A 26,322-nucleotide genomic window follows, 5' to 3' on the forward strand; every position below is an offset into this window, starting at 1 on the left:
GAGGAATTTAATGGGAAATTTTAATGAAGATCCTAAAAAAACAAGAATGCAGGGTATAATCACACTGTTATTGATTGCAGCAGCTTTTATGCTTATTTTTTTCTTTACTAAAAACCCTTTATCAACGCAATCCCATGAGATATCATATTCAGAGTTTTTAACTTTAGTTGAAAAAGGAAAAGTTACTGAAGTTGTTATTTCTGGATATTGGATAACTGGAACTGCGACTATAAATAATAAATTGGAAAATTTTAAAACATATATCCCTTATGATGATCCAGATTTAATACAAAAATTAGAAGCTAATAATGTTAGATTTAAAGGACAGGAAGTCAAAGATACATCTAATTTTTGGTTTTTTATATTAATGATAGGTTCTTCTGTATTTTTAATATTTATTATATTTAACATATTTTCAAAGCAAATTAAGGGAACTAATTCACAGGCATTTAGTTTTGGTAAGTCAAAAGCAAGAATGTATACCCAAACAAATGTTAAATTTACTGATGTAGCAGGAGTGGATGAAGCAAAACTTGAATTAATGGAAGTTGTTGAATATTTAAAGAATCCTATGAAGTTTATGAGTTTAGGAGCTAAAATTCCAAGGGGAGTATTGCTTGTTGGTCCTCCTGGATGTGGAAAGACTTTACTTGCAAAAGCAGTTGCAGGAGAAGCGGGAGTTCCTTTTTATACTATATCTGGATCAGATTTTGTAGAGATGTTTGTTGGTGTTGGAGCCTCAAGAGTAAGAGATTTGTTTCAACAAGCTAAAAAAAATAGTCCGTCAATTATTTTTATTGATGAGTTAGATGCAGTTGGTAGATCAAGAGGTGCTGGTCTTGGTGGTGGTCATGATGAAAGAGAACAGACATTGAATCAATTACTTGTTGAAATGGATGGATTTGAATCAACTGATTCTGTTATAGTTATGGCAGCAACAAATAGGCCAGATATTTTAGATAAAGCTTTATTAAGACCAGGAAGGTTTGATAGACAGGTAGTAGTAGATAGACCTGATATTAGAGGAAGGTATGAAATATTAAAAATACATACACAAAAGATTCCTCTTGATAAATCAGTTGATCTCTATGCAATTGCTAGAGGTACACCAGGATTTTCTGGAGCTGATCTTGCAAATTTAGTTAATGAATCAGCTATATTAGCTGCAAGAAGAAACTCACCTAAAGTTACAATGGAATTTTTAGAAGAAGCTAAAGATAAAGTTTTGATGGGACCTGAAAGAAAAAGTTTGATTTTATCAAAGAAAGAAAAAAAGATAACAGCTTATCATGAAGCAGGTCATACTTTGATGGGAATTTTGCTTAAAAATGTAGACCCTGTATACAAAGTAACAATTATACCAAGAGGAATGGCTCTAGGTGTAACACAATTTTTACCAATTGATGATAGACATCATTATTCAAAATCTTTTTTAATGGATACAATTTGCCAGCTTTTAGGTGGAAGGGTAGCAGAAGAATTGGTTTTTAAAGAATACTTTACAGGAGCAGAAAATGACCTTCAAAGAGCAACTAAAATAGCTCATGATATGGTTTGTAAATGGGGTATGTCTGAACTGGGTCCTTTACAATTTGGTGATGAAAAAGAGAATGTCTTTTTAGGTAAAGATTTAGTTAAAGAAAGAAATTTTTCTGAAGATACTGCTAAAAAAATAGATAAAGAGATTAAAAATATAGTTTCAAAATGTTATGAAAAAGCTAAAAAATTGATAGTGGAAAATAAAGATAAACTGGATAAAATTGCTAATGCACTTGTTGAAAAAGAATCATTAAATTCTAAAGAAATTTTTGGACTTTTAGGGTTACCATCTCCTGAGGTAAAAAATAATGATGAAGAAGTGAAAATGGTAAAAAAGATTGAAGAAAAAGATTCAGAAGACAAACAAGAAAAAATTAATAATGAAGAAAAAAAAGAAGATAAAGATAAAATAAAATCGGAGTGATTCTAAAAAAGGAAATCAAAAAAGTAAAATTATTCAGGTTAGATTAAAAATTATTTTAAAAGAATTGTTTTGGATAAAAGTTTTAGATGTTATAAAAAATGGTTTATATTTGGAGTAATTATAAATGGATGATTTTGTATTAAATAGATTTAATATTTCAGGTCTCAGGGGTTTAGTAGGTGAAGAGATTAATCCTTTTTCCCTGATACCTGCACTTGAAGGTTATATTGAATTTATGAATCCTGAAAATTTAGCACTTGGTAAAGACACTAGAAATAGTTCTGAACCAATTGCTAATTTTATTAAAGGTTATTTAGCTTTAAAAGGGATAAATATTGTAGATTTAGGTATATTGCCAACCCCATCTTTACTTTTTAATGTTAAATATTTAAACCTTGATGGGGGAATTATGATTACAGCTTCTCATAATCCTATAAGTTATAATGCTTTAAAATTTGTAAAAAAAGGGGGGTATTTTTTAAATAGAGACGATGTTAAGAAAATATTTGAAATTTTAAAAAATCAACCCAATATATTTGTAAAAAATGAATTTAAAGATTTTAAAAATTTAGGAAAAATAGTAAAAGAAGAATCTGGTGTTCTTAACCATATTGATAAAATAAAAAAAGTTTTAAATTTAGAAATGATTAAAACTAAAAAATTTAATGTTGCACTTGATTTGTGTAATGGTACAGCAATTTATGCTATACCACAACTTTTTGAGAATTTAGGTGTTAATTTTAACTCTATATTTGATAATCCTGAAAAAGCATTTGAAAGGGTTGCAGAACCAAATTTTAATACATTAAAACCATTGTCAAAATTTATGAAAGGTAAAAAATTTGATATAGGTTTTGCATTTGACCCGGATGCAGATAGAGTTGTTACCATTTTAAAAGGTGGAAAATTAATATCTGAGGAGTTCACTTTAGCTTTTGCATATTATTATTATGTGAAATATCTGGATGGAAGAGATGCTGTTGTCAATTTATCAACTTCTTCTATAATAAATAAAATAGCAGAAGAATTTAGTAAAAATATACATTATGCACCTGTTGGAGAAATAAATGTAACAGAAAAGATGAAATCTCTGAATCTTGAATTTGGAGGTGAAGGGAATGGTGGAATTATATATTTCCCAATATCAAATTCAAGAGATACACTTACTGGTGTTAGTTTAATTTTAAGTTTACTTGCAAAAGAGGATGATTCATTAGAAAATATTTATGAAAAATATAAAAATGTAAAAATGTTAAAAGATAAATTAGATTTAAACACTATTTTTAAATCAAACTTTGTTTTTAATGATGAATTTAAAAACAAATATTATGAAAAGCTTGAAATCTTATTAAAACAAAATTTTGATAATATAAAAAACATATCTAATATTGATGGTGTAAGAATTGATTTTGATTTTGGATTTTTACATGTTAGATTTTCCAATACAGAACCAATTTTAAGAATAATAATTGAAAGTAATAATGAGATCGAAATTAATAAAATAAACTATAAAATTAAAGAATTGATAAAGGAAATTAAGATTTAGTTTAATTCTTTAATTAAAATATAAATGATTAATTAAAACTATTTAAAATTTAAGGTTTAAAATATTATTTATAAAATTATTTATAAATATTGTATGCTAAAGAAAAAATAATGAAAATTAATAAAAAATTTTTCATTTTTGATATTTAAATTTAATGATTATTATTTATAAAAAGAAATTTAAAGGGTAAAATAATGAAAGTTATTGTAGGTGCTGACCATGGTGGGTATATTCTTAAAGAGCAGGTAAAAGATTATCTTAAAAAAAATGGGTTTGATGTAATTGATGTAGGAACATTTTCTGAAGATAGTGTAGATTATCCTGATATTGCAAAAAAGGCTCATGAAGAATTTATAAAAAATAATGCAAATTTAGCTTTTCTTTTTTGTGGTACTGGTATAGGGATTTCAATTTCAGCTAATAAATTAAAAGGTTTTAGAGCTGCATTAGTATGGAACAAAGAAGTTGCAAGGCTTGCTAAAGAGCATAATGATGCTAATGTTATATGCATGGGTGGTAGAATAATTCCATTTGATACAGCTAAAAATATAATTGATAGTTTTTTAGAAGCTCAATTTCAGGGTGGAAGACACCAGAGAAGAATTAACAAAATTTCTGATTTAGAAAAATGTTAATTAAAAGAATAATAATTGATTTAGATTATCCTTTTATTGATTATGATTGGAATGATTTTTTAAATTATATTCAAAGTATTAGTAATTTTCATGAGAAGGATATTAAAGATTCTGTTTTTAATGAGTATTACTATTACTATTTGATAGGAAAATATGATTTTAAAAAATATATTGAATATGTTTGTGTTTTATTAAATATAAAGGATAAATTTGAAAAAATTGATGAATCCCTTTATTCTTTTTATAAAAATTCAATAATTATAAATAAAGAAAAAATAGTTAATTTTATAAAATATTGTAAAAATAAAAAAATTAATTTTTCATTTGCTATAAATATTGGTGAAGTACATTATAAAAAATTAATAAGTTTGGTTCCTGATTTTGAAAGAATAGATCTGTTAATACCTTCCTTTAAAATGAATACAACAACTTCAGACTATCTTTTTTTTCATAATTTAAAAAATATTTGTAATATTAGGGAAAATCCCGAAGAAATATTATTTATTGATAATAATGTAGATAATCTGATTACTGCTAAAGAGTTAGGATTTATTACATTGTTTTTTGATCCAGATATTGATATTTGCAATATAATTTCTAACCATGTATTAAATTTTTGATTAATTAAATAATAATATTTATTTGACTTTATCAAAAATGTATATAAATTTTACCTATGATTAATGATAGAACTTATATAATAATTTTCATTTAAACTTTAATAAGGGAGATTAAAATGGATATTTTTCAAAAATGCTTTGATTTTATGGATGCTGATAATGCTAGAGCATCCGGGCTTTATCCTTATTTTAGAGCTCATCATGCAAAAGATGATACAGTTGTTTTAATTGATGGTGAAGAAGTTATAATGCTTGGATCAAATTCTTATCTTGGATTAACTTCACATCCAGAGGTTAAAAAAGCGGCACAGGATGCTATAGAAACTCATGGAACAGGTTGTGCAGGTAGTAGATTTTTGAATGGAACTTTAGATATTCATCTTGAACTTGAGAAAAAATTAGCAGAATTTGTAGGTAAAGAAGATTGCATTATTTTTTCTACTGGATTTTTTGTGAATCAAGGGGTACTTTCCGCTCTTGCTGGAAGACATGATTATCTTATTCTTGATAAATTAGATCATGCATCTATTATTGAAGGCTCAAGATTAACTTTTGGAAAAGTTTTAAAATTTAAACACAATGATATGGAAGATCTTGAAAGAATATTGATATCAATTAAAGATGAACCTAAAATGGTTGTTGTAGATGGAGTTTATTCAATGGATGGTGATATTGCCCCATTAGATAAAATGGTACCTTTATGTAAAAAATATAATGCAAGAATAATGGTTGATGATGCTCATTCCCTTGGTGTATTGGGGCCTAATGGGGAAGGAACAGCAGCTCATTTTGGTTTAACTGATGAAGTTGATCTAATCATGGGTACTTTCTCAAAATCTTTAGCATCACAGGGGGGGTTTGTAGCAGGTGATCATAAAGTAATTGATTATATTAGACATTTTTCAAGACCATTTATTTTTTCAGCTTCACTTGCACCACCAATGGTTGCAGCTGCAACAAAAGCATTAGAAATTATAAAGAAAGAACCTGAAAGAATTAAGAAATTATGGGAAATAACTAATTATACAAGAGAAAAATTTATTGAAGCTGGTTTTGATATTGGTGATACAATTACACCAATAATTCCAGTTAAAGTGGGACCTGCTGAATTAACTTTAAAATTCTGGAAATTGTTAAGTGAAGGTAGATTATTTGTTAATCCTGTTTTGCCACCTGCAGTTCCACCTAATCAATGTATTATCAGGACTTCATATATTGCGACCCATACAAAAGAACAAATTGATTATGCTATTGATGTATTTGTTAAAGCAGGAAAACAGTTAGGTATTATTAAATAAATTAAGTTTTAAAATTTTTGAAACCAAAAAAAGAAAAAAATAAAGTTAAAAAAACTTGAATTTAAAATTTAGTTAAGTAAACTTAACTAAAATATTAAAAGGGGTTGATATGGCTGAAGAAAAAACAAAATTTCAAAAGCTTGAAGAAAAATTAGTTTATAAGTCTAAAAATGTCTGGGAAGAGATTAGTGAAAAAGAAAAGAAAGAAGTATTTGAGCTTTCAGATGATTATAAAAACTTTTTAAATCAATGTAAAACTGAAAGAGAAACTGTTCAATATTTCATTAAAAAAGCAGAAAAAGATGGTTATCAAAATATAGAAAACTTTAAAGGTAAAGCAAAACCTTTTGATAAATTTTATTTTAACTGGAAAAATAAAAGCTTAGCTTTAATTACAATTGGTGAAAAAGATTTTGAAGAAGGAATTAGCATTGTTGGTGGTCATGTTGATGTACCACGACTTGACCTTAAACAGAATCCTTTATATGAAGATAATGAGTTAGCTTTGTTAAAAACTCATTATTATGGTGGTATTAAAAAATATCAATGGTTAAACATTCCATTAGCTTTACATGGTGTAATTATTCTTGATAATGGAGAAAAAAAGACTTTTACAATTGGTGAAGATGATAATGATCCTGTATTTATTATTTCCGATTTATTACCACATTTATCAAGGAAGGTACAGGGTGAAAAGAAACTTTTAACAGGAATCGATGCTGAAAACATGGTTATTCTTTTTGGAAATATTCCTGTTAATGATAAAAAGGTTAAAAATAAGGTTAAATTAGCTGTATTAGAAAAATTAAATGAAAAATATGGAATAAAAGAAGAAGATTTTATTTCAGCTGAAATAGAAGTTGTCCCAGCTTTTAAAGCAAAAGATGTTGGTATTGATAGATCTATGATTGCAGCATATGGTCATGATGATCGAGTCTGTTCATATTTAGCAGCAGAAAGTCATTTGTCAGTAAAAAAACCAGTAAAGACCACTGTTGCATTACTTGTTGATAAAGAAGAGATAGGATCTACAGGTAATACAGGTTCTGATTCTTATATGTTATATCACCTTTATACAATGATTGCAGAACTTTATGGAAAAGATAATTTAAGCTCCATTAGAAAATCTTTAATGAAATCTGCATGCATCTCATCTGATGTTGCTGCAGCAGTTAATCCACCATATAAAATGGTTCACGATTTACAGAATGCAGCTCTTTTTTCTCATGGTATAGCTATACTGAAATTTACAGGTTCAGGTGGAAAATATACTGCAAATGATGCAGATGCAGAGTATTTTGGTAGTATAAGAAAGTTATTTAACGAAAATAAAGTATTCTGGCAGTATACTGAACTTGGAAAAGTTGATGAAGGTGGTGGTGGTACAATTGCAAAATATGTTGCATATTTTGGTATTAGTACTTTTGATGCTGGAATACCAGTAATTGGAATGCATTCACCATATGAAATAATTTCAAAAGCAGACTTGTGGTCTGGATATAAAGCTTATAAAGTATTTTATGAAAAATACGGAAAATAAATCTAAAAAAAAAGCCGATGCTCTTTTGCATCGGCTTTTTTAAGCTTAAAAATATTAACCTGTTTAATTTTCCTGTTTATTTTTTAATTCTTCTTTTAATTTCTCAATTTTTTTATTAATTGCTTTTATGTCAGAATCATTATCAGCATATTGTAAAAAAAGGTCATAATATTTAATTGCATTTTCATAGTCATTTAATTTTTCATACATATATGCAATGTTGTTTATTACAATAGTGTCCTTTTCATTAAAGTTAAAAGCTTTTAAAAACCATTTTAAAGCATTTTGATAATCATCATTAAAATAATAAATAATTCCTATATTATTATATGGTTCAGGACCATATTCAGGGAAAATTTCAATTTCCTTTTTACTTATTTCAAAAATATAATCTAAAATACTATTATCATGATTTTTGAAATAATCTTGAAACATGGTATATATATGACCTTGAATAACATCCCAAATAATATGATTACCATCTTCATCTTTAATTGGTTCATAATTTTTCCAGAACCACTTATTATTTATTTGTGGACATAAATCAAGTAATTTAATTATATGCTTTTTTGAACTTTTGTAATCTTTCATCATCATTAAATAATGTATTTTCCCAAAATGCATATCCAATCTATCAGGATATTTTTTTAAACCTCTATTGATATAATAAAGTGCTTTTAATGCATATTCTTTATTGAATGTGGTTTGGTGAGTAAGATAGCCAACTATTTCATTAGTATCAGGATCTTTAGCAACAAAATCAGTAGAAGATTCATAACTTTTGTCAGTTCTAATAACAAGACCTGAGTCAATACTTAGGTTCGAATAAAGATTAAAAAAAGCAATATATAATTCAGGATCATCGGGATATTGTTTATTCCATAAAACTAAAAGATCATATAATTTTTGATATTCCCCGTCTTTTAACAATTTTTCATATTCTTTTTTAAATTGTTCTTTTGTGGCTTTACCACTTTTAAAGATATCGGTTTTAGATGCATATGATGTTTTATCTTTTTTTTCAAAACTTTTAATATTTGAACAGGAAAATAAACTAAAAACAAGTAAAAAAGTTAAAATTAAAATTATAATTTTTTTCATCCTATTCTCCCGGTTTAAAAAAATAAAAATATTATACTGTTAATTTTTATATCAAAAAAAATTTAGATTTCAATGATAAAATTTAGATAAATAAAATTATTTTTTAATTTAAAGGTTTATGAAATTAAATAAATAAAGTAAAACGAGGGAAATTTTAAAAACTTTAAAATTGGAGAATATTATAAAATTGAAATACTTTTTTAAAAAATGATATTTATAAAAATTAATATAAATATAATTTATAAATTATTCCTTTTATGAACAACCACCACACATCTGTAAACAGCACATACATGAAGCACACTGGCAACATAATTGGTTAGCCATATCCATGTCTCCTCTTCCACCAGCATAAGGATTGGTGAATCCTCCTGCATATCTTGAAAGTTGAGCTTTAAAATTAAGATATTCAGGGTTTGCAGGATCCAGTCTTAGAGCTTCAGCTAAAAAAGAATTAGCTTGATTTAAAAAACCCTGTTTAGCATATATAACAGATTTTAAAAAGTACCATTCAGCAGTTCTTTCAGGATATGATTCTAAAATAGAGTTTGCCTGATCAAATCTTCCCATATTTATGAAATTTCTAACTTCAACAAAAACAGAATTTGAAGATGAAGAGTTTGAGTATGATGAGCGGTAAGATTCTGAATTATAAGAACCTTTATTTTTCATAAGATAATCATATGCTTCTTGAATTTCTTTAAACTTTTCTTCAGCTAATTCAGATAATGGATTATTCTGATATTTATCTGGATGATATTTTTTAGCAAGTTCTATATAAGCTTTTTTAATTTGTTCTTTTGTAGCATTTCTTGGTACACCTAAAATTTCATATGGGTCTTTTGTCATAGATTTTCCTGTTCTTTTTTACATTTTAAAAATATTTTCAAGATTGTCAATATTATATGGCAAATCTCCAAAAACATTATACCACATTTTTTTTGATTCCATACACATATATAATGGAACTTTCCATTGTTTTGAAATAAAATTATAAAAAACTTTATATATTTTTTCTCTATCATCAGCAAAGTATCTTATTTTCCCATCTAACCCAATTATTGTTTTATGTTTTGTAATTATTTCATTTGGGTAATTTTGCCTTACAATTTGTTTCATGTCTTTATGATATCTAAAAGATCCTATTGAGAACCATCTTACTTTTTCAGGATCTATATTTTGTTTTAATTTTTTTAAAATTTCCAAATATTCTTCTTCTGCATTTTCATAAATAAATATAGGGTCAAAATGAAATGATACAGAATATCCTTTTGAAATTAATAATTTTGCAGAATTGATTCTTTCCTCAATGGTAGCTGTTTTACTTTCAGCTGACTTCTGGATTTTGTATGTATTTAGTGAAAATCCAGTTACAATATTTTCTTTTCCTTCAAATCTTAACAAATTATCTATATTTGAAGTTTTTGTTTTAAATTCAAAATCAACTTCAGGGTAATTAATAAAAAAGTCGTATAGGGATTTAGAAAAATTGGTATAAGGATCAAGAAGAAGGGAATCGGATAATTCACCAGTTCCGATTCTTTTAATATTTATTTTTTTAATTTTTTCAGAAAATTCATTAAAAAGGTCTTCTAAATTGAGAAAAATTGTAAGAACAGGATTTTTTAAATAAAATTGTAAAAAACAGTAATGACATTGCAAAGAACAGTTAATGTATAAATTAATAACATAATAATTACAACATTGGTAATTGTTTGTTCCAGGACAACGTTTAACAAAATCACCTTTATGAGTTGTAAGGACAAGATGTTTTTTAGGGTTTTTGTAGGAAATAAATTGGTATAAGTTTTTTAATTTGTATTCATCAACATAAACAATTGAAATAGTCTCTTTATCTTTATATTTATAGATATTTTCTAAAATTGTTTCAGTTCTTTTTTTTAAAATCGGGTTTTGATTTAAATTCTTATTTATATAAATAATGTCAGGTAAAAATAATTGCATACAAATTGTTCCTATTTTTAATTATTTTCAAAATTTTTATAGCAATAAATATTATGATTAAATTATTATAGTAAATTCATTAATTATAATATTTCCCAGAGCTTTTTAATAATTGAAGGGAGTTTTATGAAATCTTTTTTAGCATTTTCAATGTCATCAGGTTTTTTAATTGATAATATAACTTTAAAATCTTTCTCTTCAAAAAATGGAGTGAATTCAAACTTTGCATTATTCAAATGTAAAGTTTTTATATAATTGTTGATTTTGTTTACTTTTTCTAAATATGGTTGTAGTAAATTATAATCTAAGATTTCAAACACTTTTTTTTGTTTAAAACTTATAGGGGTATCTTTTTTTAACTTGTTTAGAGATGATTGAATTAAATTATAAAAATAATCTTTTTCTAAATCTGAATTTGTATATAAAAGTTCAAAAAGTTTATCAAAAAAATTAAAAAATTGATTCCTATTAAAATTTAAGAGTTTGACGAGAGAAAAATATTTTTCTAAAAGTTTATTATTATCAAGAAAATTTTTAACTTTTAGATAGCTTTCAATTTCTTTTTTTCTTAAATCAAGATGGGAAAAAATAGTTAATTCATTGTCTGAGAAAAGGTTTTCATATTTTTGTAAATTTTTAAAATTTATTATTTTTCTAAAATAATTATAAAATTTATCCAGGTATTTATAATTTTCTGAACTTACTTCATTCTGATTTTGAGTAGTATTATAATCCTTGTTCTTTAAGTTGTTGTTAATATCGTTCTTTAAAATTTTATTTAAATTTTGATTTTTATTTTTTATATTTTTATCAATGTTGTTTTCTAAATTGTTTAAGAGAATTTTTAATAATTTAAAAGCTTTAATAGATTCTGCTAGGGTAATTTTATCTTCAAAAATATTTTTTTCTAAATGGAAGAAGAAAAGATTAATAATATTATCATTAACAAGTGCAAATGGATAAACATTTTCGTCTTTTATAGAATAATAATTAGAAAAACCTGAAAATAGATAGTATTTATTTTCTTTTTTATATACAAATGAGAAAGGAATATATTTGTTAAAGCTACTTATCTTAAAACGGAAAAAAAAATTGTTATCAGGAATAATTTCACTTTTTTTTAGGTTAACTATTTTATAATTCATTTTTATAACTCAATTTGTTTTGCTTTTTTATATTTGTATCATTATTTTATATGTTTTGATATCTTTATAAAATTTTTATTTTTAATTTAACTTTTTATTTTACATTAAAAAATTTTTATATTAAATAATTTGAACAAATATTTTTTGAGCCATGTTATGTCCTATAGCTAATCTGGAATCGCCTATCTTTATAATAACTGGACCATTGTTGAATTTACTTATTACTTCAATTACAACCCCATTATAAATTCCTAAAGAATTCATTTTTTCAAAAAATTTTTTTCCTCCACTTAGTTTAACAACTTTCCCTTTTTCATTTGGTTTTAAAAAAATAATTGGAACCATATAATTATTTCAATCCTATTATTTAATGATTTTTTTTTGAAATTATAGTTGAAAAAATATTTGTCAATAACATAATTTATTATTATAAGAATATTGTTTACAAAATTATAAAATGATTTTTAATGTAAAATTATTTTTAAACTGTAAAGGGAATTTTATTATAATTAGTTATAATATAATAAATAGTTAAAATATATCATATAAATGTTCAATGTATTCTTTATTTGAAAGAAATAATTCAACCTGATTTTTAAATTCTTCTAATTCTTTACTATAATCCTTTTTTTCTTTTAATACTTTTTCAAGTAATTCTGCAGAAGATGATAATTCAATTAATCCTATCATTCCAGAAGAACCTTTTATATTGTGAATTATTCTTAGTAACTCTTCAATATTATTAGTATCTAATGCTTTATTTATTATTTTATATTGTTTTTCAAGCATTTTATAAAAATTTAAAATTAATTTAATTATAATTTTATAATTCTTAGAAGTAATAGATAAGGCAACTTTAACATCTAATCCTTTAATATTTTTTAAAATATTTTTATAATTTTCATTATCTGGATTTTTAATATTATTTTCATCTTCTATTTCTGAAGGTAAATTGGAATTATTTTTTAAGTTTATAAATTTTTGATTATTATTGATATATTTTTCAATAATTGTAAAAAGTTGTTCTGGTAAAAAAGGTTTATTTAAAAAATCATTCATTCCACTTTTTATACATTTTTCTTTATATTCAGTTAATACATGAGCTGTTAATGCTACTATAGGTATTTTTTTAAAATTTAATTCTTTTCTTATAATTTTTGTTAAAGAAATTCCATCAATATCAGGTAGATTTAAATCCATAAAGATTAAATTAAAGTTTTTTGTTTTTAATTTTTCTAAAGCCTCTTTTCCAGAATCTACAATTTCAAAACTATAATTTTGCAAAGTTAAAAATTCTGAAATAACCTGTTGATTAATTTCATTGTCTTCTATAATTAAAATATTTATGCTATTTTTTGATTTATTCTTATTTTTAGATTTATTTTCATCGTTATTGGATACATTAATAAATTGATTTCCTTTTTCTGTTTTTGAAAAGATATTATGGGAAACTTCAAATGGTAATGTAAAATAAAAAGTTGTACCACTATTTAGTTTACTTTTAACTTCTATATTACCGCCCATTAAAGAAACTAAACGTTTAGAAATAGATAATCCTAAACCTGTACCACCATATTTTCTTGTTATTTCTGTATAAGCCTGTTCAAATGGTTTAAAAATCTTTTTTTGTTGTTCTTCAGTCATTCCTATTCCTGTATCAGTTACAGAAAATTTTATTAAAACAGTTTTATTTATTTTATTTTGATCTTTTTCATGTTTTTCTAGTTCAATTTTTTTTATTATATCTTTTTCTAATTTTTTAATGGTTTCTATATTTAAGGTTATACTACCTCTTTCTGTAAATTTAATTGCATTATTTATAAGATTTATTAAAATTTGTTTTAGCCTTAATGGATCACCCATAAGGTTTTCAGGAACATTTTTATCTATGAAGATATTAAACTTTAGTTTTTTTTCTTTTATTTTATTTTCAAATATATTATGGATATCTCTTATAATATTTTTAATATTAAAATCTACCTTTTCTATTTTTATCATATCTGCTTCAATTTTTGAAAAATCTAGTATGTTATTGATTAGATCTAATAATGTTAATGAAAGATTATTTATTTTTTCAACATAATCTTTTTGTTTTTTGTTTAATTTTGTTAGCAAAAGTAATTTTGCAAATCCTATTAATCCATTAAGAGGAGTTCTAATTTCATGACTCATATCTGCTAAAAATATTCCTTTAGCATTAGAAACTTTTTCTGCATATTCTTTAGCTTTTTTCAAATCAATTATTTGTTCTTTTATAGTTAATCTCATTCTGTTTATTGAATTTGCAAGAGATTGAAATTCTTTAATATAGGATAATTCAACAACTTTATCAAAATTACCTTTACTAATCTCTTCTGTTTGTTCTTTTATTTTTTGAATGGGATGTATAAGAACTTTATTAGAAATTATAATTCCAACAATTACTGTGATAATTGTTGATAATATAGCAATATAAAATATAATTTTTTGTATTGGTTCTATTTTTTTGTTTAGCTCGATTATTGGACTGATTTCTACAAGTTTCCAGTTAAGATTTTTTATTTTGGTAAAACTAATAAAGAAATATTCATCATTCATAATAAATAACTTTGAACCATAATTTGATTTAGAAACAAAATCAATAATAGGATCAAATTTTAAATTTTTATTAAAATGATTATCTGTTTCCATCAGTACTTTATTAGTGTTATCAACAATTATTACTTTCATATTTTCATTATTTGTTATTTTATTTAAAATATTTTTTAATTCAATTAAAGAGAGGTCAACTGCAAGTACACCAGGAGGTTCATTGTTTTTACTATAAATATATTTTACTGCTGAAATACGTAGTTGTTTTGTTTTTGCTTCTTTATAAGGTTTTGTCCACATAACTTTGTTTTTATTCTTTAAAGCAGTAATATACCAGGGGCGTTGGGTTGTAATAAATCCTTCAGGTGGTGTATATTTCGGATTTACTAAAAGTAAATTATTTTCAGTACCAAGATAAACAAACTCTATAAATGGATTTATATCTCTGTAAATTTGCCATTCATTAAATAATTTTTTCCAATAATTTCTATCTGTATAAAATTGATGAAGATCTACTTTTTTTGATAATGTGTTAAGATCCCTCTCAATTTTAGAAAAAATGGGTTCTATATATAATTTATTAATTTGCATGATTAATTTTAGATGACTATCTTTTAATTGTTTTTCAATTATTTTTGATGCTTTTATTGATGATAAAACTCCTGATAATCCTAAAGGAATCAATACCAGTATAATTAACAGAAATGTGATTATAAATTTAATATTTTTATTTTTAAACATTATATTTTTATACCTGAATGTATTATAGTTTTTCTTTATTATTTTGTTATTTATACTTAATATAGTAATTCTTTAATTTATAATAATATTTAATTAATCTACATTCATTTGTTTGATTTAGTTAATACAAAAAATATTCAAAACAAGAAATTTTGTATAAGTACAATTAAACAAACTTATCCTTATTGTAATATATTTTAATGACTTAATTAAAAATAAAATATAATTTGAATATGTGATTTTATTAAGACTATTGAATATACTTTTAAATAATATTAATTTAAAAGGTTTAAATTGTCAAAAAGTAAATAGAATTTGGGAAAATGTTAGTTAAAAAAACAAATTAAAAATTGTTATTTATAAATTATCATGTATAAAGGATTTTATTTTGTTAATAACTTCAAAATCAACAAAATTAGGTGTAAGATATTCTCTTCCCGTGGACTTATCCTTAACAGGCATCATTAAGTGATTCAAATTATCAAAATATGAAAATGTTATATTTCTTTTATTAATTAATTTTTTTTCAAATGATTTTGCTATATCTGGGAAAACCTGAATATCTTTAAGTCCTTGAAGAACTAAGATAGGATAATAACTATTTTGAAGATATTCTAATGTAGAATAATTTTCAATACTTTTCCAGAATGTACCTTTCCATACGAGATCAAAATTGTTATCATATTCTTTATTATTTATCTTTTCAACTTTTTTTTCAATATCATTTATATTTTGTATTTCTTCATTTGTAATTTTCCCATCAATCTTTGCCTGAAACTTAGTTTGTCTTAAAATTAAATTTGCTAGATTATCAACAGTTCCAGCCATTATAATTATTCCTTTTGGTTTATATTTGATCTTTTTATCCTGCATAATTTTTTGATAAATAAGAGGAGCTACCATACCACCAAGAGAGTGTCCTAAAATATAAATATTGTTTTTATCTACAAACTTATAAGTTAATAGTTTTTTATATGCTTCAACAGCATCATTTATTGTTATATCATAGATAGTATAATTTTCAGGGTCTATTCCTGTCTTTGGATATTGATAAGTTCTTTTATTATAACGAAGGACACCAATACCATTAGATGATAATCCATATGCTATATCTTTAAAAATTTTATTTGGACCAATTGTTTCATCCATATCATTGGCTCCAGAACCGTGAACAAGAATAACAAAAGGTGCTTTTTTAACCTTTTCAGGTAAAGTAATTTTTCCATCCAGAACAATATGTCCATTCCCAATATTTGTATTAATTTCTTTAAAATTTTCAGTATTGACATAAGAAGGGAGTGTTGTGGTTGTTTCAGATTTTTTATCTTCAACTTTTTTGATATAGAATCCAGAAATTTTATCATTTTTATCGAATGCAACCTGATATGTAAGATTAGCTTTTTCATGTTCAACTAAAATTAACGCCATATAATAAGCTTGAAATCTTCCACCACCACTAAATTTGAAATTATGAGGTTTTCCAAATTTAGCTATAACCCCTTCACTAAAACTTAAAATTTGATCCTTTGTAAAAACTTTTTGCATTTTTTTGTCCATCATAGGGAAAAGTTGGTCATATTTATTTTCTAGTACATAAGTTATAAATTTTTGTGAAAGTTGTAATATTTTCTGCTTATAAGCTTCAGCATCTTCATTTTTAGCAGGTTTAGCACATGAAACAAAAAATGTAGAAAAGATTAAAAGAATTGATAAAAAGAGAATTAAGTAGCTTTTATTTTTAAATTGCATATTTTTCTCCTGTAAAATTTTTTCAATTTTGATTTTTTATTTTTTTTATATCTTTAATATTTATTGTCTTTAATATTTATTATATTTATAAATCTTAATTTACTTTTATATAACTTTTTCTTTTATAAAATATAGTATTTTAATATTATTACTGTTTATTAAATTCTTCTTTTTTTATGTAAAATCCAGCAACTTTAAAATTGTTATCAATAGCAATCATGTAAAGTACTTTTGCCATTTTATGTTCAACTGTGATGTAAACAAGGTGAATATCATTATAAAGTGAAATTGTTTGTAATTTGATGTTTATAATTTTTCCATATTTTTTATTAATATAATTTTTAGTTTGCAAAAATGAGTCTTTATTAAAAGCTTGTTGCATTTTTTTATCCATTAAGTTAATAGCTTTTTCATAATTTCCATTAATAACATATTTTAAAAATTCTTTACCAACTTCAAAAAACTTTTGGTTGTTTGAATCATCAGCAAAAAGGTATAATGGAAAAAGTATTTGTGAAATAAATAAAATTCCAAAGAATATAATTATGACTCTTTTTTGTAAAATTACATTTAGTTTTTTCATTTCAGTAATCTCCTTTATATGTTTTTTTAATAACATTTTTTGATTTTTTAACAATGTGTAAAATTTACAATAATACAACTGTATTAATATATATAATACAGATTTGATTTGTCAATCTTTTTTTTTAATTTTATATATTTAATAATCTAATAATAATGCAAAATAATTTAAATGTTAAAACTATTGAAAAATAATAATATGATATTAAAATAATATAGCTACTATATATGAATTTAATATATATGATATTTTTCTAAGTAATTCACATAATTAAAAAGAAGTATAATTTTTATGTTTTTTTTTAATATTTTTTCAAGATTGGATTAAAACATTTATATCAAATTTATGGAGGATTTTTATGTCTGATAAAATGAAAATAATTAAATTTAGAAATCTGGTAAATTTAATTTTTAATGAATATAGTAAGCACAAAACAATTTTTGGGATACCAGAAGAAAAATTTTTTAAATACAAAAAGGAATCAGATTCTAAATATTTCAATATAAATATATTTGATGATTTTTTAGAAACTCCTTTTGGTCCAGCAGCTGGTCCTCATACTCAACTGGTTCAAAATATTATTTCTTCTTATTTAACGGGTGCAAGATTTATAGAATTAAAAACTGTGCAAATTATGGATGATCTTGAAATTCCTAAACCATGTATTGATGCTGAAGATGAAGGTTATAATACAGAGTGGTCTCAAGAGTTGTCGTTAAATGAATCTCTTGATGAATATATTAAAGCATGGATAATTTTACATATATTAAAAGAAAAATTTAATTTATCTGATAACAAAGAAAATTCTGGATTTATTTTTAATATGAGTGTTGGATATGATTTAAAAGGGATAAAAAGTGAAAAAATGGATAATTTTATTGAGAATATGTTGCATCCGAAGAAGTTAATTGATAAGTATAAAGAAATTATAAATAAAGAGTTTCCTGAATTTAAAAATATCAAAATCCCTTATCGAATGATTAATTCTGTAACAATTTCAACTATGCATGGATGTCCACCTGATGAAATTGAAGCAATAGCTAAATATTTAATTAAAGAAAAAAAATTACATACTTATATTAAACTTAATCCAACACTTATTGGTAAAAAAGAGGTTGAAAATATTTTATTTAATAATGGTTTTGAATATATTAAATTTAAAGACGAGACCTTTAACCATGACCTGCAATATAATGATGCAATAAAGATGATAAAACAACTAAAAGAATTTGCAAAAAAACATGGGAAAATTTTTGGAGTAAAACTTTCTAATACTCTTGCTAATATTAATGTTAAAAAAAGATTACCTGGTGATGAAAGATATATGTCAGGTAGAGCTTTATTTCCAATAACTATTAACCTGGCAAATAAACTTTCTAAAGAATTTGATGGTAAATTGAATATTTCATTTTCAGGTGGAGCATTTATTGAAAATATCAAACAGATTCTTGATACTAATATTTATCCTGTTACTATGGCTACTAATTTATTAAAACCAGGTGGATATTTAAGATATTATCAAATTGCTAAAAAATTAGAGCAGGAAAAAATAGATAAAAATAAAAATTCTATATTTAAATATGAGAATATTGATTTAAAGAAACTTGATTATTTAACAAAAGTTTCTAGAAATAATGATTTTTATAAAAAAGCATGGGATACTACAAGTTTAAAACTTGATACAAAACTTAACCATTTTGATTGTATTGTTGCACCATGTGTAGTTGAATGCCCAATACATCAGGATATTCCTGATTATATAGAAGCAATTGAACAGGAAGATTATACTAAATCATTGGAGATTATTCTAAAGAAAAATGCTTTACCAAATATTACAGGTTTTATATGTGATCATAAATGTCAAACAAAATGTGTGAGACATGATTATGATTCAAGTTTAAAGATTAGAGATTTAAAAAAGGTAGCAGCTTTAAATGGAGATTATAATTTAATAATAGATAAATATCTAGAACAAATTAAGAAAAAAAATAAAAATAAAAAAGTTGCTATTATTGGTGGTGGCCCTGGTGGTATGGGAGTAGCATATTACTTAAGACGTGAAGGGTATAATGTAACAATTTTTGAAAAAAGAGAAAAATTGGGTGGTACTGTTAGATACACAATACCAGCTTTTAGATTACCAGATGAGGTTATTGATACTGATGTTGAGATACTTAAAGATATTGGGGTCAAAATAATTACAAATTATAAAAATGATATAAATATTGATGATTTTAAATCAAAAGGTTTTAACTATATTGTACTAGCAACTGGAGCAGAAAAACCAAGAAAATTAAAAATTAATTCTGAAGATGTCCAGGAAGGATATATTGAAGGTGTAGATTTTTTAAGAATGGTAAAAGAGGGAAAAATAAAAAATATAGGTAATAAAGTAATAATAATTGGTGGTGGTGATTCAGCAATGGATGCTGCAAGAACTGCTTTCAGACTAACTAACGGTGAAGTAAGCATAGTGTATCGAAGAGATATAAAAAACATGCCTGCTGATAAAGAAGAAATTACAGAAGTTATTGAAGAGGGGATTAAAATAAAGCAACTTTTAAGTCCTGTTGAAATTATAACTGAACAGGGTAAAGTAAAGGGATTAAAATGCCAGAAAATGAAATTAGGTGAAGAAGATAGTTCAGGAAGAAGAAGACCTGTACCTATTGAGAATGAATATGAAATAATTGAAGCTGATATGATAATTTCAGCCATTGGTGAAACTGTAGATACTGAAATTGCAAGTAAAAATAATGTTAAGATATTAAATGGAAAAACTATTTATGTAGATCCAGAAACTTATGAAACAAATATAAAAGGTGTATACGCAGCAGGTGATTGTGTTAGAGGTGCATCAACTGTTGTCAAAACTTTAGCTGATGCTAAAAAGGTTTCTTCAACAATAATAAAAAAAGATAAAACTTTTTCAGATTACCTTGTTGATGAATTCTATAAATTAGAGGATAAAAGAAATATTAAACAAAAAACTCTTAAAAGAGGAGAACAAATTTTTTATGATCCTGTAAAAAGAATACCTCTAGATGAAAGAAAAAGTTTTAACCAGGTAATATTACCATTAAATAAAATTGAGGCAAAAACTGAAGCATCAAGATGTTTTTCATGTAATATTGCATGCAATAAATGTGTTGAGGTATGTCCAAATAGAGCAAATGTAGCTATAGACTTTAATCTTGTATCCTATGAAATTCCTTATTTTAATGAAGGAAAAATAGGGTATATGTTATATTCTATAACTCAAAATAGCCAGATATTGCATATTGATGATTATTGCAATGAATGTGGTAACTGTGAAACGTTTTGCCCACATAATGGAAAACCATATAAAGATAAAATTACATTATATTCTGATGAAAAAATGTTCAATGAAAATGATAATGATGGATTTTTATTATTAGAAAAAAACAAAAAATTTTATAAATTTTTATGTAAAGTAGATAAAAAAATGTTTTTTATGGAGATTGATAATAATAGCTCACTTGTAATTAAAGATGAGAAAATTGAATTACATTTTACTATAACTGAAAAAAAATTAATACTTAAAAATTATAAAATTGGTAATATTAATCAATTGAATTTAAAAGGGTACATTGATGTTTTTGAAATGGTTAAAAATGTTATTAATAAATATGATTATCTTTTAAATTACTAAAATATAATTTTAAAAATTTCTAATTAATTTTAAAATTATATTAATTATTTTTAATTTTTATTTTTTAAGGGGGATTTATGAAGATTTTAATAAAAAATGGAAGTATTTTACAATTTTATCCTGCAAGAGTTGAATATAACAAAAATATTTTGATAGAAAATGATAAAATAATTAAAATCTTTGATAGTTCTATTGATAATAGTGTTTCTGTTGACAGAGTAATTGATGTAAAAGGTAAATTTATTGTTCCAGGAATAGTTTGCTCTCATAATCATTTTTATTCTGCTTTAGCAAGAGGAATTAAAGCAAATATAGCTCCTTCTTATGATTTTGTTGGAATATTGCAAAATTTATGGTGGAAGCTGGATTTTGAATTAGATGAAAAATCATTATATTATTCTGGTTTAGTCGGAGCTATTGAAGCGATAAAAGCTGGTACAACATCTGTAATTGATCATAATGCTTCCCCTTCATTCATCAAAAACTCTTTAAATACTTTAAAAAAGGGATTTGAAAAAGTTGGATTAAGGGGAATTTTATGTTATGAAGTGACAGATAGAAATGGGGAAAAAGGAGCTGAACAAGGGGTTAATGAAAATGTTGAATTTATTAAAAATGGTGAAACAAATCTTGTTAAAGGTACTATTGGAGGCCATGCCCCTTTTACTTTATCAGATAAAACATTGTCTTTATTAAAAGATGCTGTTAATGAAACAAAAAGGGGACTTCATATCCATGTATGTGAAGATAGGTATGATTTATCTTATTCACACCATTTTTACAAATTATCTACACTTGAAAGACTGGAAAAATTTAATCTTGTTAACAAATATTCACTTATAGTTCATGGTGTTCATCTTCTGGACAAAGATATTGAGATTATTAATAAGCATGATGCATTTCTTTTACATAATCCAAGATCAAATATGAATAATAATGTTGGTTATAATTTTAAACTTAATAAATATAAAAATGTAGCTCTGGGAACTGATGGGATAGGTTCAAACATGTTTGAAGAAACAAAAATAGCTTATTTTAAATCTCAAGATTATGGGTTGTCAAATTTCCCATCAAAATTTATGGAATATTTATATAATGGAAATAAAATTTTAAAGAGATATTTTAATAAGAACTTTGGAGAAATAGAAGAAGGATATATAGCAGATATTGTTGTACTTGATTATGAGCCACCTACTTTAATTGATTCAGACAATGTTGCTGGTCATTTTATTTTTGGTATGTCTTCAAGGGATGTTGATACTGTTATTATAAATGGTAATGTTGTTTATGAAAATAGACAATTTCCATTCGATGAGAAAGAAATTTATGCTAAAGCTTCAGAAGAAGCAAAAAAACTCTGGGAAAGAATGGGCTAATATAAATTGGATTAATATAATAAAGATCATATTAAATTACTATCAGTGGAGTAATAATTATTAAATTCTCTTTTAAGGATTTTTACTCTTTTTATAAATGGAAAATTAAAAAGAATTTCTAAATTAGATTTTAATTTATTATAATAAGAATAATAATTATCCTTATTTGAGTATATTTTAATTAATTTTACAAAGTTTTCAGAACTAAGTTGTTTTAATGATTTGGTAAATTCCGGGTTAGAATTTAAAAGATTTAATGGTTCAATATTTATTTTAATTTTATTTTTACAATTTTTAAAATATTTTTTTAAAATAGTTTTAATTTCATTTAAATCAGTAAAATAAGGTATAAAAGGTCCAATGTGGATATAAATATTGATATTATTTTTAAAAAGTGTAAAAATTGTTTTTACCCTTTCTTCAAGGGGATATGATTTTTCTAAATTATTAATTATGTTTGATGAATTAATGGTAAAACATATTTCATGATTTTGATTCTTTGAAATTAATTCCAAATCATTAATAACTAAAGGAGATTTTGTCATTAAAAAGATACCTATATTACTTTTGTTTAAAATTGAAATAATATTATGAGTAGATTTATATTGTAGCTCAACTGGTTGATAAGGATCTGTATTTGATCCAATTATAACCCTATAGTTGCTATTTATGGATTGTTTTGTTTGATTCTGTTTTACCAGTTTATTTTTAATATTGTGACTATTGTTAAAATCGTAGCTATGATTATTGTAAGTATTTTTGTTATAATTATTGTTAATATTGTTGTTGTAATTATTGTTAGTTGTATTGTTATAATTATTACTAGTATAGTTATTTTTGTTAAGGTTACTATTATTTATAAAAGGTATTATTTTATTTTTTATTTCACTTTCAAGTAGATTGCTTATGTTTTTTTTTATTATAACAAAAGAACCCCATTTCCCATATTTTTTTACATTTTTGTTTAATGCTGCATAGCAATATTTACAGGCAAATGAACACCCTTTATAAGGGTTTATTGTAAAATTAGAAATTGTGGTGATTGATGATAAAGCTAACAAGCTGTTATTATTAAATTCCTTGATTTCCATGAAAAAAAAGTTAAAATATTTTAAAAATAAATAAAGGGTTATTTATGTTGTTTTCTAAAAAAAATAAAGAAATAGAAAATAGAATTACAAGACTCAGAGAAAAATATAAAGAATTTGGAAATAAATTTGGCAATAACATATTTAATTATAATGCATTTGAAAATAGACTTGAGAATACATTAAAAAATAGGATAAACCTTGAAATTTTTGTTAAAGCTGAAGAAGAAGCGTTATCCCAATTATATAATGAAACTATTTCACCAAAGAAAAAAGAAAAATTATCAGAAAAAGAAGACTCTTATACTAAAAAAGTAGATAAGATTTTAAAGGAGTATGAAGAAAGAATTAAAAAATATCCAAAAATAGATTTTTATGATTATGAAGATGAAGAGATAAAATATCTTTATGGAGCTATTGTATTTTTTTATGAAAAAATCTTCCCATATCTTGAAACAATTTTTAATGGTAGGGAACTGGGTATGAATATTATGAAGGATTTTAGTGTTTTTTATAATTATCTAAATTATTATGGAAGAGAAACTACTAGAGGGCATTCTAAAAGGATTGAAGATTTTATATTAAAATTAAAATATTCATCAAAAAATGAAATTGAAGTAGATTATAGAAATTTTTTTATTGAAACTGCAAAATACTTTAATAATTTAAAACAATTTTTACGAACTAATTTAAATAAATTAAAAGATATAAAGAAAATTATTAATGTAGAAAATAAACTTTTTGAACATAATCAATATACTTTTTATGATCTAACAAAAAGGATAATTTCATGGATTGATGATCTAATGTACGATTTTAGATTAAGCGAATTTTCTTAATTTATCAGGAGAGTTTATGAAAATATTAAAAGGAATTCCTGTTTCTTCAGGGATTGTTATTGGTAAAGCACATATTTATCTTGAAGATAGCTTTACTATTCCAAAATATGATATTCAAGATTATGATTTTGAGTTATATAGACTTTCAAAAGCTGTTGAAAAAACAAAAGAAGAAATAAAAAATATTCAAAAATCTTTAAATGGAGAAATTGATAAAGAAAAAAATGAATTGTTTAATGCTTTTTTATTATTTTTAGAGGATGAAAGTTTATTTGAATCTATAAAAGAAGAACTTCATACATCCAAAAAAAATATTGAATGGGTTCTATACATAGTTCTTAAGGAGATAGTAGAAAAGTTTAAAAAACTTGATAATGATTATTTTATGCAAAGGTCTGAAGATATTCATGCTGTTGGAAAGCATTTAATGAGAAACCTTTTAAAAAAGGATCATCCTACACTTGATAGTTTAAATGAGAAAGTAATACTTGTAACCAGAAATTTAGCATTAACTGATGCAGCTTTATTGAAAAGAAATTTAATTATTGGACTTGTGACAGAAATTGGAGGTGAAGCATCTCATACAGCAATTATGGCAAGAGCTTTAGGTTTACCATCAGTTTTGGGAATAGAATTTGTTACTTCGGAAATTGAAGAGGGAGAGACAATAATAGTAAACGGATATACAGGTGAAGTAATAGTAGATCCTGATAAAAATACTTTATTAGAAGCTGAAGAAGAAATAAAAAAGCATAAGAAATTTGAAAAAGAGATTTTAAAATATAAAGATATAGAACCAATTACTAAAGATGGAGTTAAATTAAATGTTTATGCAAATATAGAAATTATGGATGAACTTGAGCTTGTTAAAAAACATGGTGGGGATGGAATTGGGCTTTTTAGATCTGAATTTCTTGTATTGGAAACAAACAGTTTTCCACCTGAAAGTTATCAATACAAGATATACAAGGAGATTTTTGATTTTTTTGATAAAAATGAAGAGATAATTATTAGAACATTGGATCTTGGTGGAGATAAAATAATTCCTGGATATTCTTTTCCTTATGAGAAAAATCCATTTTTAGGATGGAGGGCAATAAGATTTTGCCTTTCAAAAAAACAAATTTTTAAAAGTCAATTAAGAGCTATATTACGGGCTTCTTATGGTGTAAAAAATGTTGGTATTATGATCCCCATGATTGCAACATTAGAAGAGATCCTGGAAACTAAAAAAATTTTAAAAGAATGTGAAAATGAGCTTGAAACAGAAGGAATTCCATATAATAAAAATTATAAATTTGGAATAATGATTGAAATTCCAGCTGCAGTTTTAAATTCAGAAGAATTTGCAAAACATGTTGACTTTTTTTCAATTGGAACAAATGATTTAATCCAATATTTATTAGCAGTTGATCGAGGAAATGAACAGGTAGCTTATCTTTTTAAATATTCAAATCCTACAGTATTAAAAGCATTAGAAATTGTTATAAATAATGCAAACAAAAAAGGGATTGAAGTAGCAATGTGTGGAGAGATGGCTTCTGATGTTTATTCCATCCCATTGTTAATAGGTATGGGTTTAAGGAAATTTTCTGTTTCTCCAAAATATATAACTGAATTAAAAAAAATTATAACTTCAGTTACATATAAAGAATGTAAACAATTATATGACAAAGTAAAAGTTATGTGTAAAATTGAAATGGTTGAAAAAGAAACACATGAATGGATGAAGAAGAGATTTCCTGATATTGAATATTTTTAACATATAATTAATTTTAAATAACTGATCATTATTTATTGTTAAGGAAAGAATAAATAATAGCAAAATACTAATATAAAAAAAATAAAAAAAAGAAAAGAATAATAAAATAATAAAATAGTAAAATGGT

19 protein-coding genes are annotated in these 26,322 nt (G+C 24.1%); 10 read left to right on the plus strand and 9 right to left on the minus strand.

Annotation, left to right across the window (positions count from 1 at the left end; genetic code table 11):
* Positions 1-10 precede the first annotated feature (10 nt).
* The 6 genes from ftsH (at position 11) to ACZ5EC_RS00735 (ending at position 7,602) form a co-directional block, all read left to right on the plus strand.
* Positions 11-1,963, plus strand: coding sequence for an ATP-dependent zinc metalloprotease FtsH (gene ftsH, locus ACZ5EC_RS00710; protein WP_464303054.1), 1,953 nt, complete (start codon positions 11-13; stop codon positions 1,961-1,963).
* A 124-nt stretch (positions 1,964-2,087) separates the two neighbouring features.
* Positions 2,088-3,509, plus strand: a complete 1,422-nt coding sequence (locus tag ACZ5EC_RS00715; protein WP_464303055.1) for a phosphohexomutase domain-containing protein — start codon at positions 2,088-2,090, stop codon at positions 3,507-3,509.
* Positions 3,510-3,703: 194 nt separating this feature from the next.
* Complete coding sequence (gene rpiB / locus ACZ5EC_RS00720) at positions 3,704-4,144, plus strand: ribose 5-phosphate isomerase B (RefSeq protein ID WP_464303056.1); 441 nt, start codon at positions 3,704-3,706, stop codon at positions 4,142-4,144.
* Positions 4,138-4,764 carry an HAD family hydrolase gene (locus ACZ5EC_RS00725; protein WP_464303057.1) on the plus strand — a complete coding sequence of 209 codons (627 nt, stop codon included), beginning with the start codon at positions 4,138-4,140 and terminating at the stop codon, positions 4,762-4,764. Before rpiB ends, ACZ5EC_RS00725 begins: the two co-directional genes overlap by 7 nt.
* A 116-nt stretch (positions 4,765-4,880) precedes the next feature.
* Positions 4,881-6,062: an aminotransferase class I/II-fold pyridoxal phosphate-dependent enzyme gene (locus ACZ5EC_RS00730; RefSeq protein ID WP_464303058.1), complete on the plus strand. Its 1,182-nt coding sequence runs from the start codon at positions 4,881-4,883 to the stop codon at positions 6,060-6,062.
* A gap of 109 nt (positions 6,063-6,171) precedes the next feature.
* Positions 6,172-7,602: an aminopeptidase gene (locus tag ACZ5EC_RS00735; protein WP_464303059.1), complete on the plus strand. Its 1,431-nt coding sequence runs from the start codon at positions 6,172-6,174 to the stop codon at positions 7,600-7,602.
* Positions 7,603-7,665: 63 nt separating this feature from the next.
* Here the strand turns inward: ACZ5EC_RS00735 and ACZ5EC_RS00740 are convergent, their stop codons facing one another.
* From ACZ5EC_RS00740 to ACZ5EC_RS00775, 8 genes are all read right to left on the minus strand, one after another.
* Positions 7,666-8,703, minus strand: a complete 1,038-nt coding sequence (locus tag ACZ5EC_RS00740) for a tetratricopeptide repeat protein (protein ID WP_464303060.1) — start codon at positions 8,701-8,703, stop codon at positions 7,666-7,668.
* Between the two features lie 255 nt (positions 8,704-8,958).
* Positions 8,959-9,552, minus strand: coding sequence for a J domain-containing protein (locus tag ACZ5EC_RS00745; protein WP_464303061.1), 594 nt, complete (start codon positions 9,550-9,552; stop codon positions 8,959-8,961).
* A gap of 18 nt (positions 9,553-9,570) precedes the next feature.
* On the minus strand, positions 9,571-10,668 hold the full coding sequence (locus ACZ5EC_RS00750; RefSeq protein ID WP_464303062.1) for an SPL family radical SAM protein: 1,098 nt from the start codon (positions 10,666-10,668) through the stop codon (positions 9,571-9,573).
* An 83-nt stretch (positions 10,669-10,751) separates the two neighbouring features.
* Entirely contained in the window at positions 10,752-11,813 is a 1,062-nt protein-coding gene (locus ACZ5EC_RS00755) for a hypothetical protein (RefSeq protein WP_464303063.1), read from the minus strand.
* 120 nt (positions 11,814-11,933) lie between these two features.
* Positions 11,934-12,158, minus strand: a complete 225-nt coding sequence (locus ACZ5EC_RS00760; protein WP_464303064.1) for a FeoA family protein — start codon at positions 12,156-12,158, stop codon at positions 11,934-11,936.
* Positions 12,159-12,344: 186 nt separating this feature from the next.
* Positions 12,345-15,125 carry a response regulator gene (locus tag ACZ5EC_RS00765; protein WP_464303065.1) on the minus strand — a complete coding sequence of 927 codons (2,781 nt, stop codon included), beginning with the start codon at positions 15,123-15,125 and terminating at the stop codon, positions 12,345-12,347.
* A 357-nt stretch (positions 15,126-15,482) separates the two neighbouring features.
* Positions 15,483-16,874 (minus strand): DUF3887 domain-containing protein, encoded by a 1,392-nt coding sequence (locus ACZ5EC_RS00770; RefSeq protein ID WP_464303066.1) that lies wholly within the window; start codon positions 16,872-16,874, stop codon positions 15,483-15,485.
* Positions 16,875-17,022: 148 nt separating this feature from the next.
* Positions 17,023-17,457, minus strand: a complete 435-nt coding sequence (locus ACZ5EC_RS00775) for a DUF3887 domain-containing protein (protein WP_464303067.1) — start codon at positions 17,455-17,457, stop codon at positions 17,023-17,025.
* 358 nt (positions 17,458-17,815) lie between these two features.
* Here ACZ5EC_RS00775 and ygfK point away from each other — a divergent pair, with 358 nt between their 5' ends.
* Positions 17,816-21,130, plus strand: a complete 3,315-nt coding sequence (gene ygfK, locus ACZ5EC_RS00780) for a putative selenate reductase subunit YgfK (protein WP_464303068.1) — start codon at positions 17,816-17,818, stop codon at positions 21,128-21,130.
* 77 nt (positions 21,131-21,207) lie between these two features.
* Positions 21,208-22,506, plus strand: a complete 1,299-nt coding sequence (ssnA, locus tag ACZ5EC_RS00785; RefSeq protein WP_464303069.1) for a putative aminohydrolase SsnA — start codon at positions 21,208-21,210, stop codon at positions 22,504-22,506.
* Between the two features lie 26 nt (positions 22,507-22,532).
* Here the strand turns inward: ssnA and ACZ5EC_RS00790 are convergent, their stop codons facing one another.
* Positions 22,533-23,597, minus strand: a complete 1,065-nt coding sequence (locus ACZ5EC_RS00790) for an SPL family radical SAM protein (protein WP_464303070.1) — start codon at positions 23,595-23,597, stop codon at positions 22,533-22,535.
* Positions 23,598-23,641: 44 nt separating this feature from the next.
* Between ACZ5EC_RS00790 and ACZ5EC_RS00795 the strand changes: the two genes are divergently transcribed.
* Together ACZ5EC_RS00795 and ptsP are read left to right on the plus strand one after the other, a co-directional pair.
* On the plus strand, positions 23,642-24,433 hold the full coding sequence (locus ACZ5EC_RS00795) for a hypothetical protein (protein WP_464303071.1): 792 nt from the start codon (positions 23,642-23,644) through the stop codon (positions 24,431-24,433).
* A gap of 16 nt (positions 24,434-24,449) precedes the next feature.
* Positions 24,450-26,195, plus strand: a complete 1,746-nt coding sequence (ptsP, locus tag ACZ5EC_RS00800) for a phosphoenolpyruvate--protein phosphotransferase (RefSeq protein WP_464303072.1) — start codon at positions 24,450-24,452, stop codon at positions 26,193-26,195.
* Positions 26,196-26,322 lie beyond the last annotated feature (127 nt).

The organism is Exilispira thermophila, from assembly GCF_055389015.1.

What these genes read in the sequence shown, in the direction of transcription:
- ftsH (WP_464303054.1), top strand. Translation starts at nt 11, where the DNA reads ATGGGAAATTTTAATGAAGATCCTAAAAAAACAAGAATGCAGGGTATA.
- ACZ5EC_RS00715 (WP_464303055.1), top strand. Translation starts at nt 2,088, where the DNA reads ATGGATGATTTTGTATTAAATAGATTTAATATTTCAGGTCTCAGGGGT.
- rpiB (WP_464303056.1), top strand. Translation starts at nt 3,704, where the DNA reads ATGAAAGTTATTGTAGGTGCTGACCATGGTGGGTATATTCTTAAAGAG.
- ACZ5EC_RS00725 (WP_464303057.1), top strand. Translation starts at nt 4,138, where the DNA reads ATGTTAATTAAAAGAATAATAATTGATTTAGATTATCCTTTTATTGAT.
- ACZ5EC_RS00730 (WP_464303058.1), top strand. Translation starts at nt 4,881, where the DNA reads ATGGATATTTTTCAAAAATGCTTTGATTTTATGGATGCTGATAATGCT.
- ACZ5EC_RS00735 (WP_464303059.1), top strand. Translation starts at nt 6,172, where the DNA reads ATGGCTGAAGAAAAAACAAAATTTCAAAAGCTTGAAGAAAAATTAGTT.
- ACZ5EC_RS00740 (WP_464303060.1), bottom strand. Translation starts at nt 8,703, where the DNA reads ATGAAAAAAATTATAATTTTAATTTTAACTTTTTTACTTGTTTTTAGT.
- ACZ5EC_RS00745 (WP_464303061.1), bottom strand. Translation starts at nt 9,552, where the DNA reads ATGACAAAAGACCCATATGAAATTTTAGGTGTACCAAGAAATGCTACA.
- ACZ5EC_RS00750 (WP_464303062.1), bottom strand. Translation starts at nt 10,668, where the DNA reads ATGCAATTATTTTTACCTGACATTATTTATATAAATAAGAATTTAAAT.
- ACZ5EC_RS00755 (WP_464303063.1), bottom strand. Translation starts at nt 11,813, where the DNA reads ATGAATTATAAAATAGTTAACCTAAAAAAAAGTGAAATTATTCCTGAT.
- ACZ5EC_RS00760 (WP_464303064.1), bottom strand. Translation starts at nt 12,158, where the DNA reads ATGGTTCCAATTATTTTTTTAAAACCAAATGAAAAAGGGAAAGTTGTT.
- ACZ5EC_RS00765 (WP_464303065.1), bottom strand. Translation starts at nt 15,125, where the DNA reads ATGTTTAAAAATAAAAATATTAAATTTATAATCACATTTCTGTTAATT.
- ACZ5EC_RS00770 (WP_464303066.1), bottom strand. Translation starts at nt 16,874, where the DNA reads ATGCAATTTAAAAATAAAAGCTACTTAATTCTCTTTTTATCAATTCTT.
- ACZ5EC_RS00775 (WP_464303067.1), bottom strand. Translation starts at nt 17,457, where the DNA reads ATGAAAAAACTAAATGTAATTTTACAAAAAAGAGTCATAATTATATTC.
- ygfK (WP_464303068.1), top strand. Translation starts at nt 17,816, where the DNA reads ATGTCTGATAAAATGAAAATAATTAAATTTAGAAATCTGGTAAATTTA.
- ssnA (WP_464303069.1), top strand. Translation starts at nt 21,208, where the DNA reads ATGAAGATTTTAATAAAAAATGGAAGTATTTTACAATTTTATCCTGCA.
- ACZ5EC_RS00790 (WP_464303070.1), bottom strand. Translation starts at nt 23,597, where the DNA reads ATGGAAATCAAGGAATTTAATAATAACAGCTTGTTAGCTTTATCATCA.
- ACZ5EC_RS00795 (WP_464303071.1), top strand. Translation starts at nt 23,642, where the DNA reads ATGTTGTTTTCTAAAAAAAATAAAGAAATAGAAAATAGAATTACAAGA.
- ptsP (WP_464303072.1), top strand. Translation starts at nt 24,450, where the DNA reads ATGAAAATATTAAAAGGAATTCCTGTTTCTTCAGGGATTGTTATTGGT.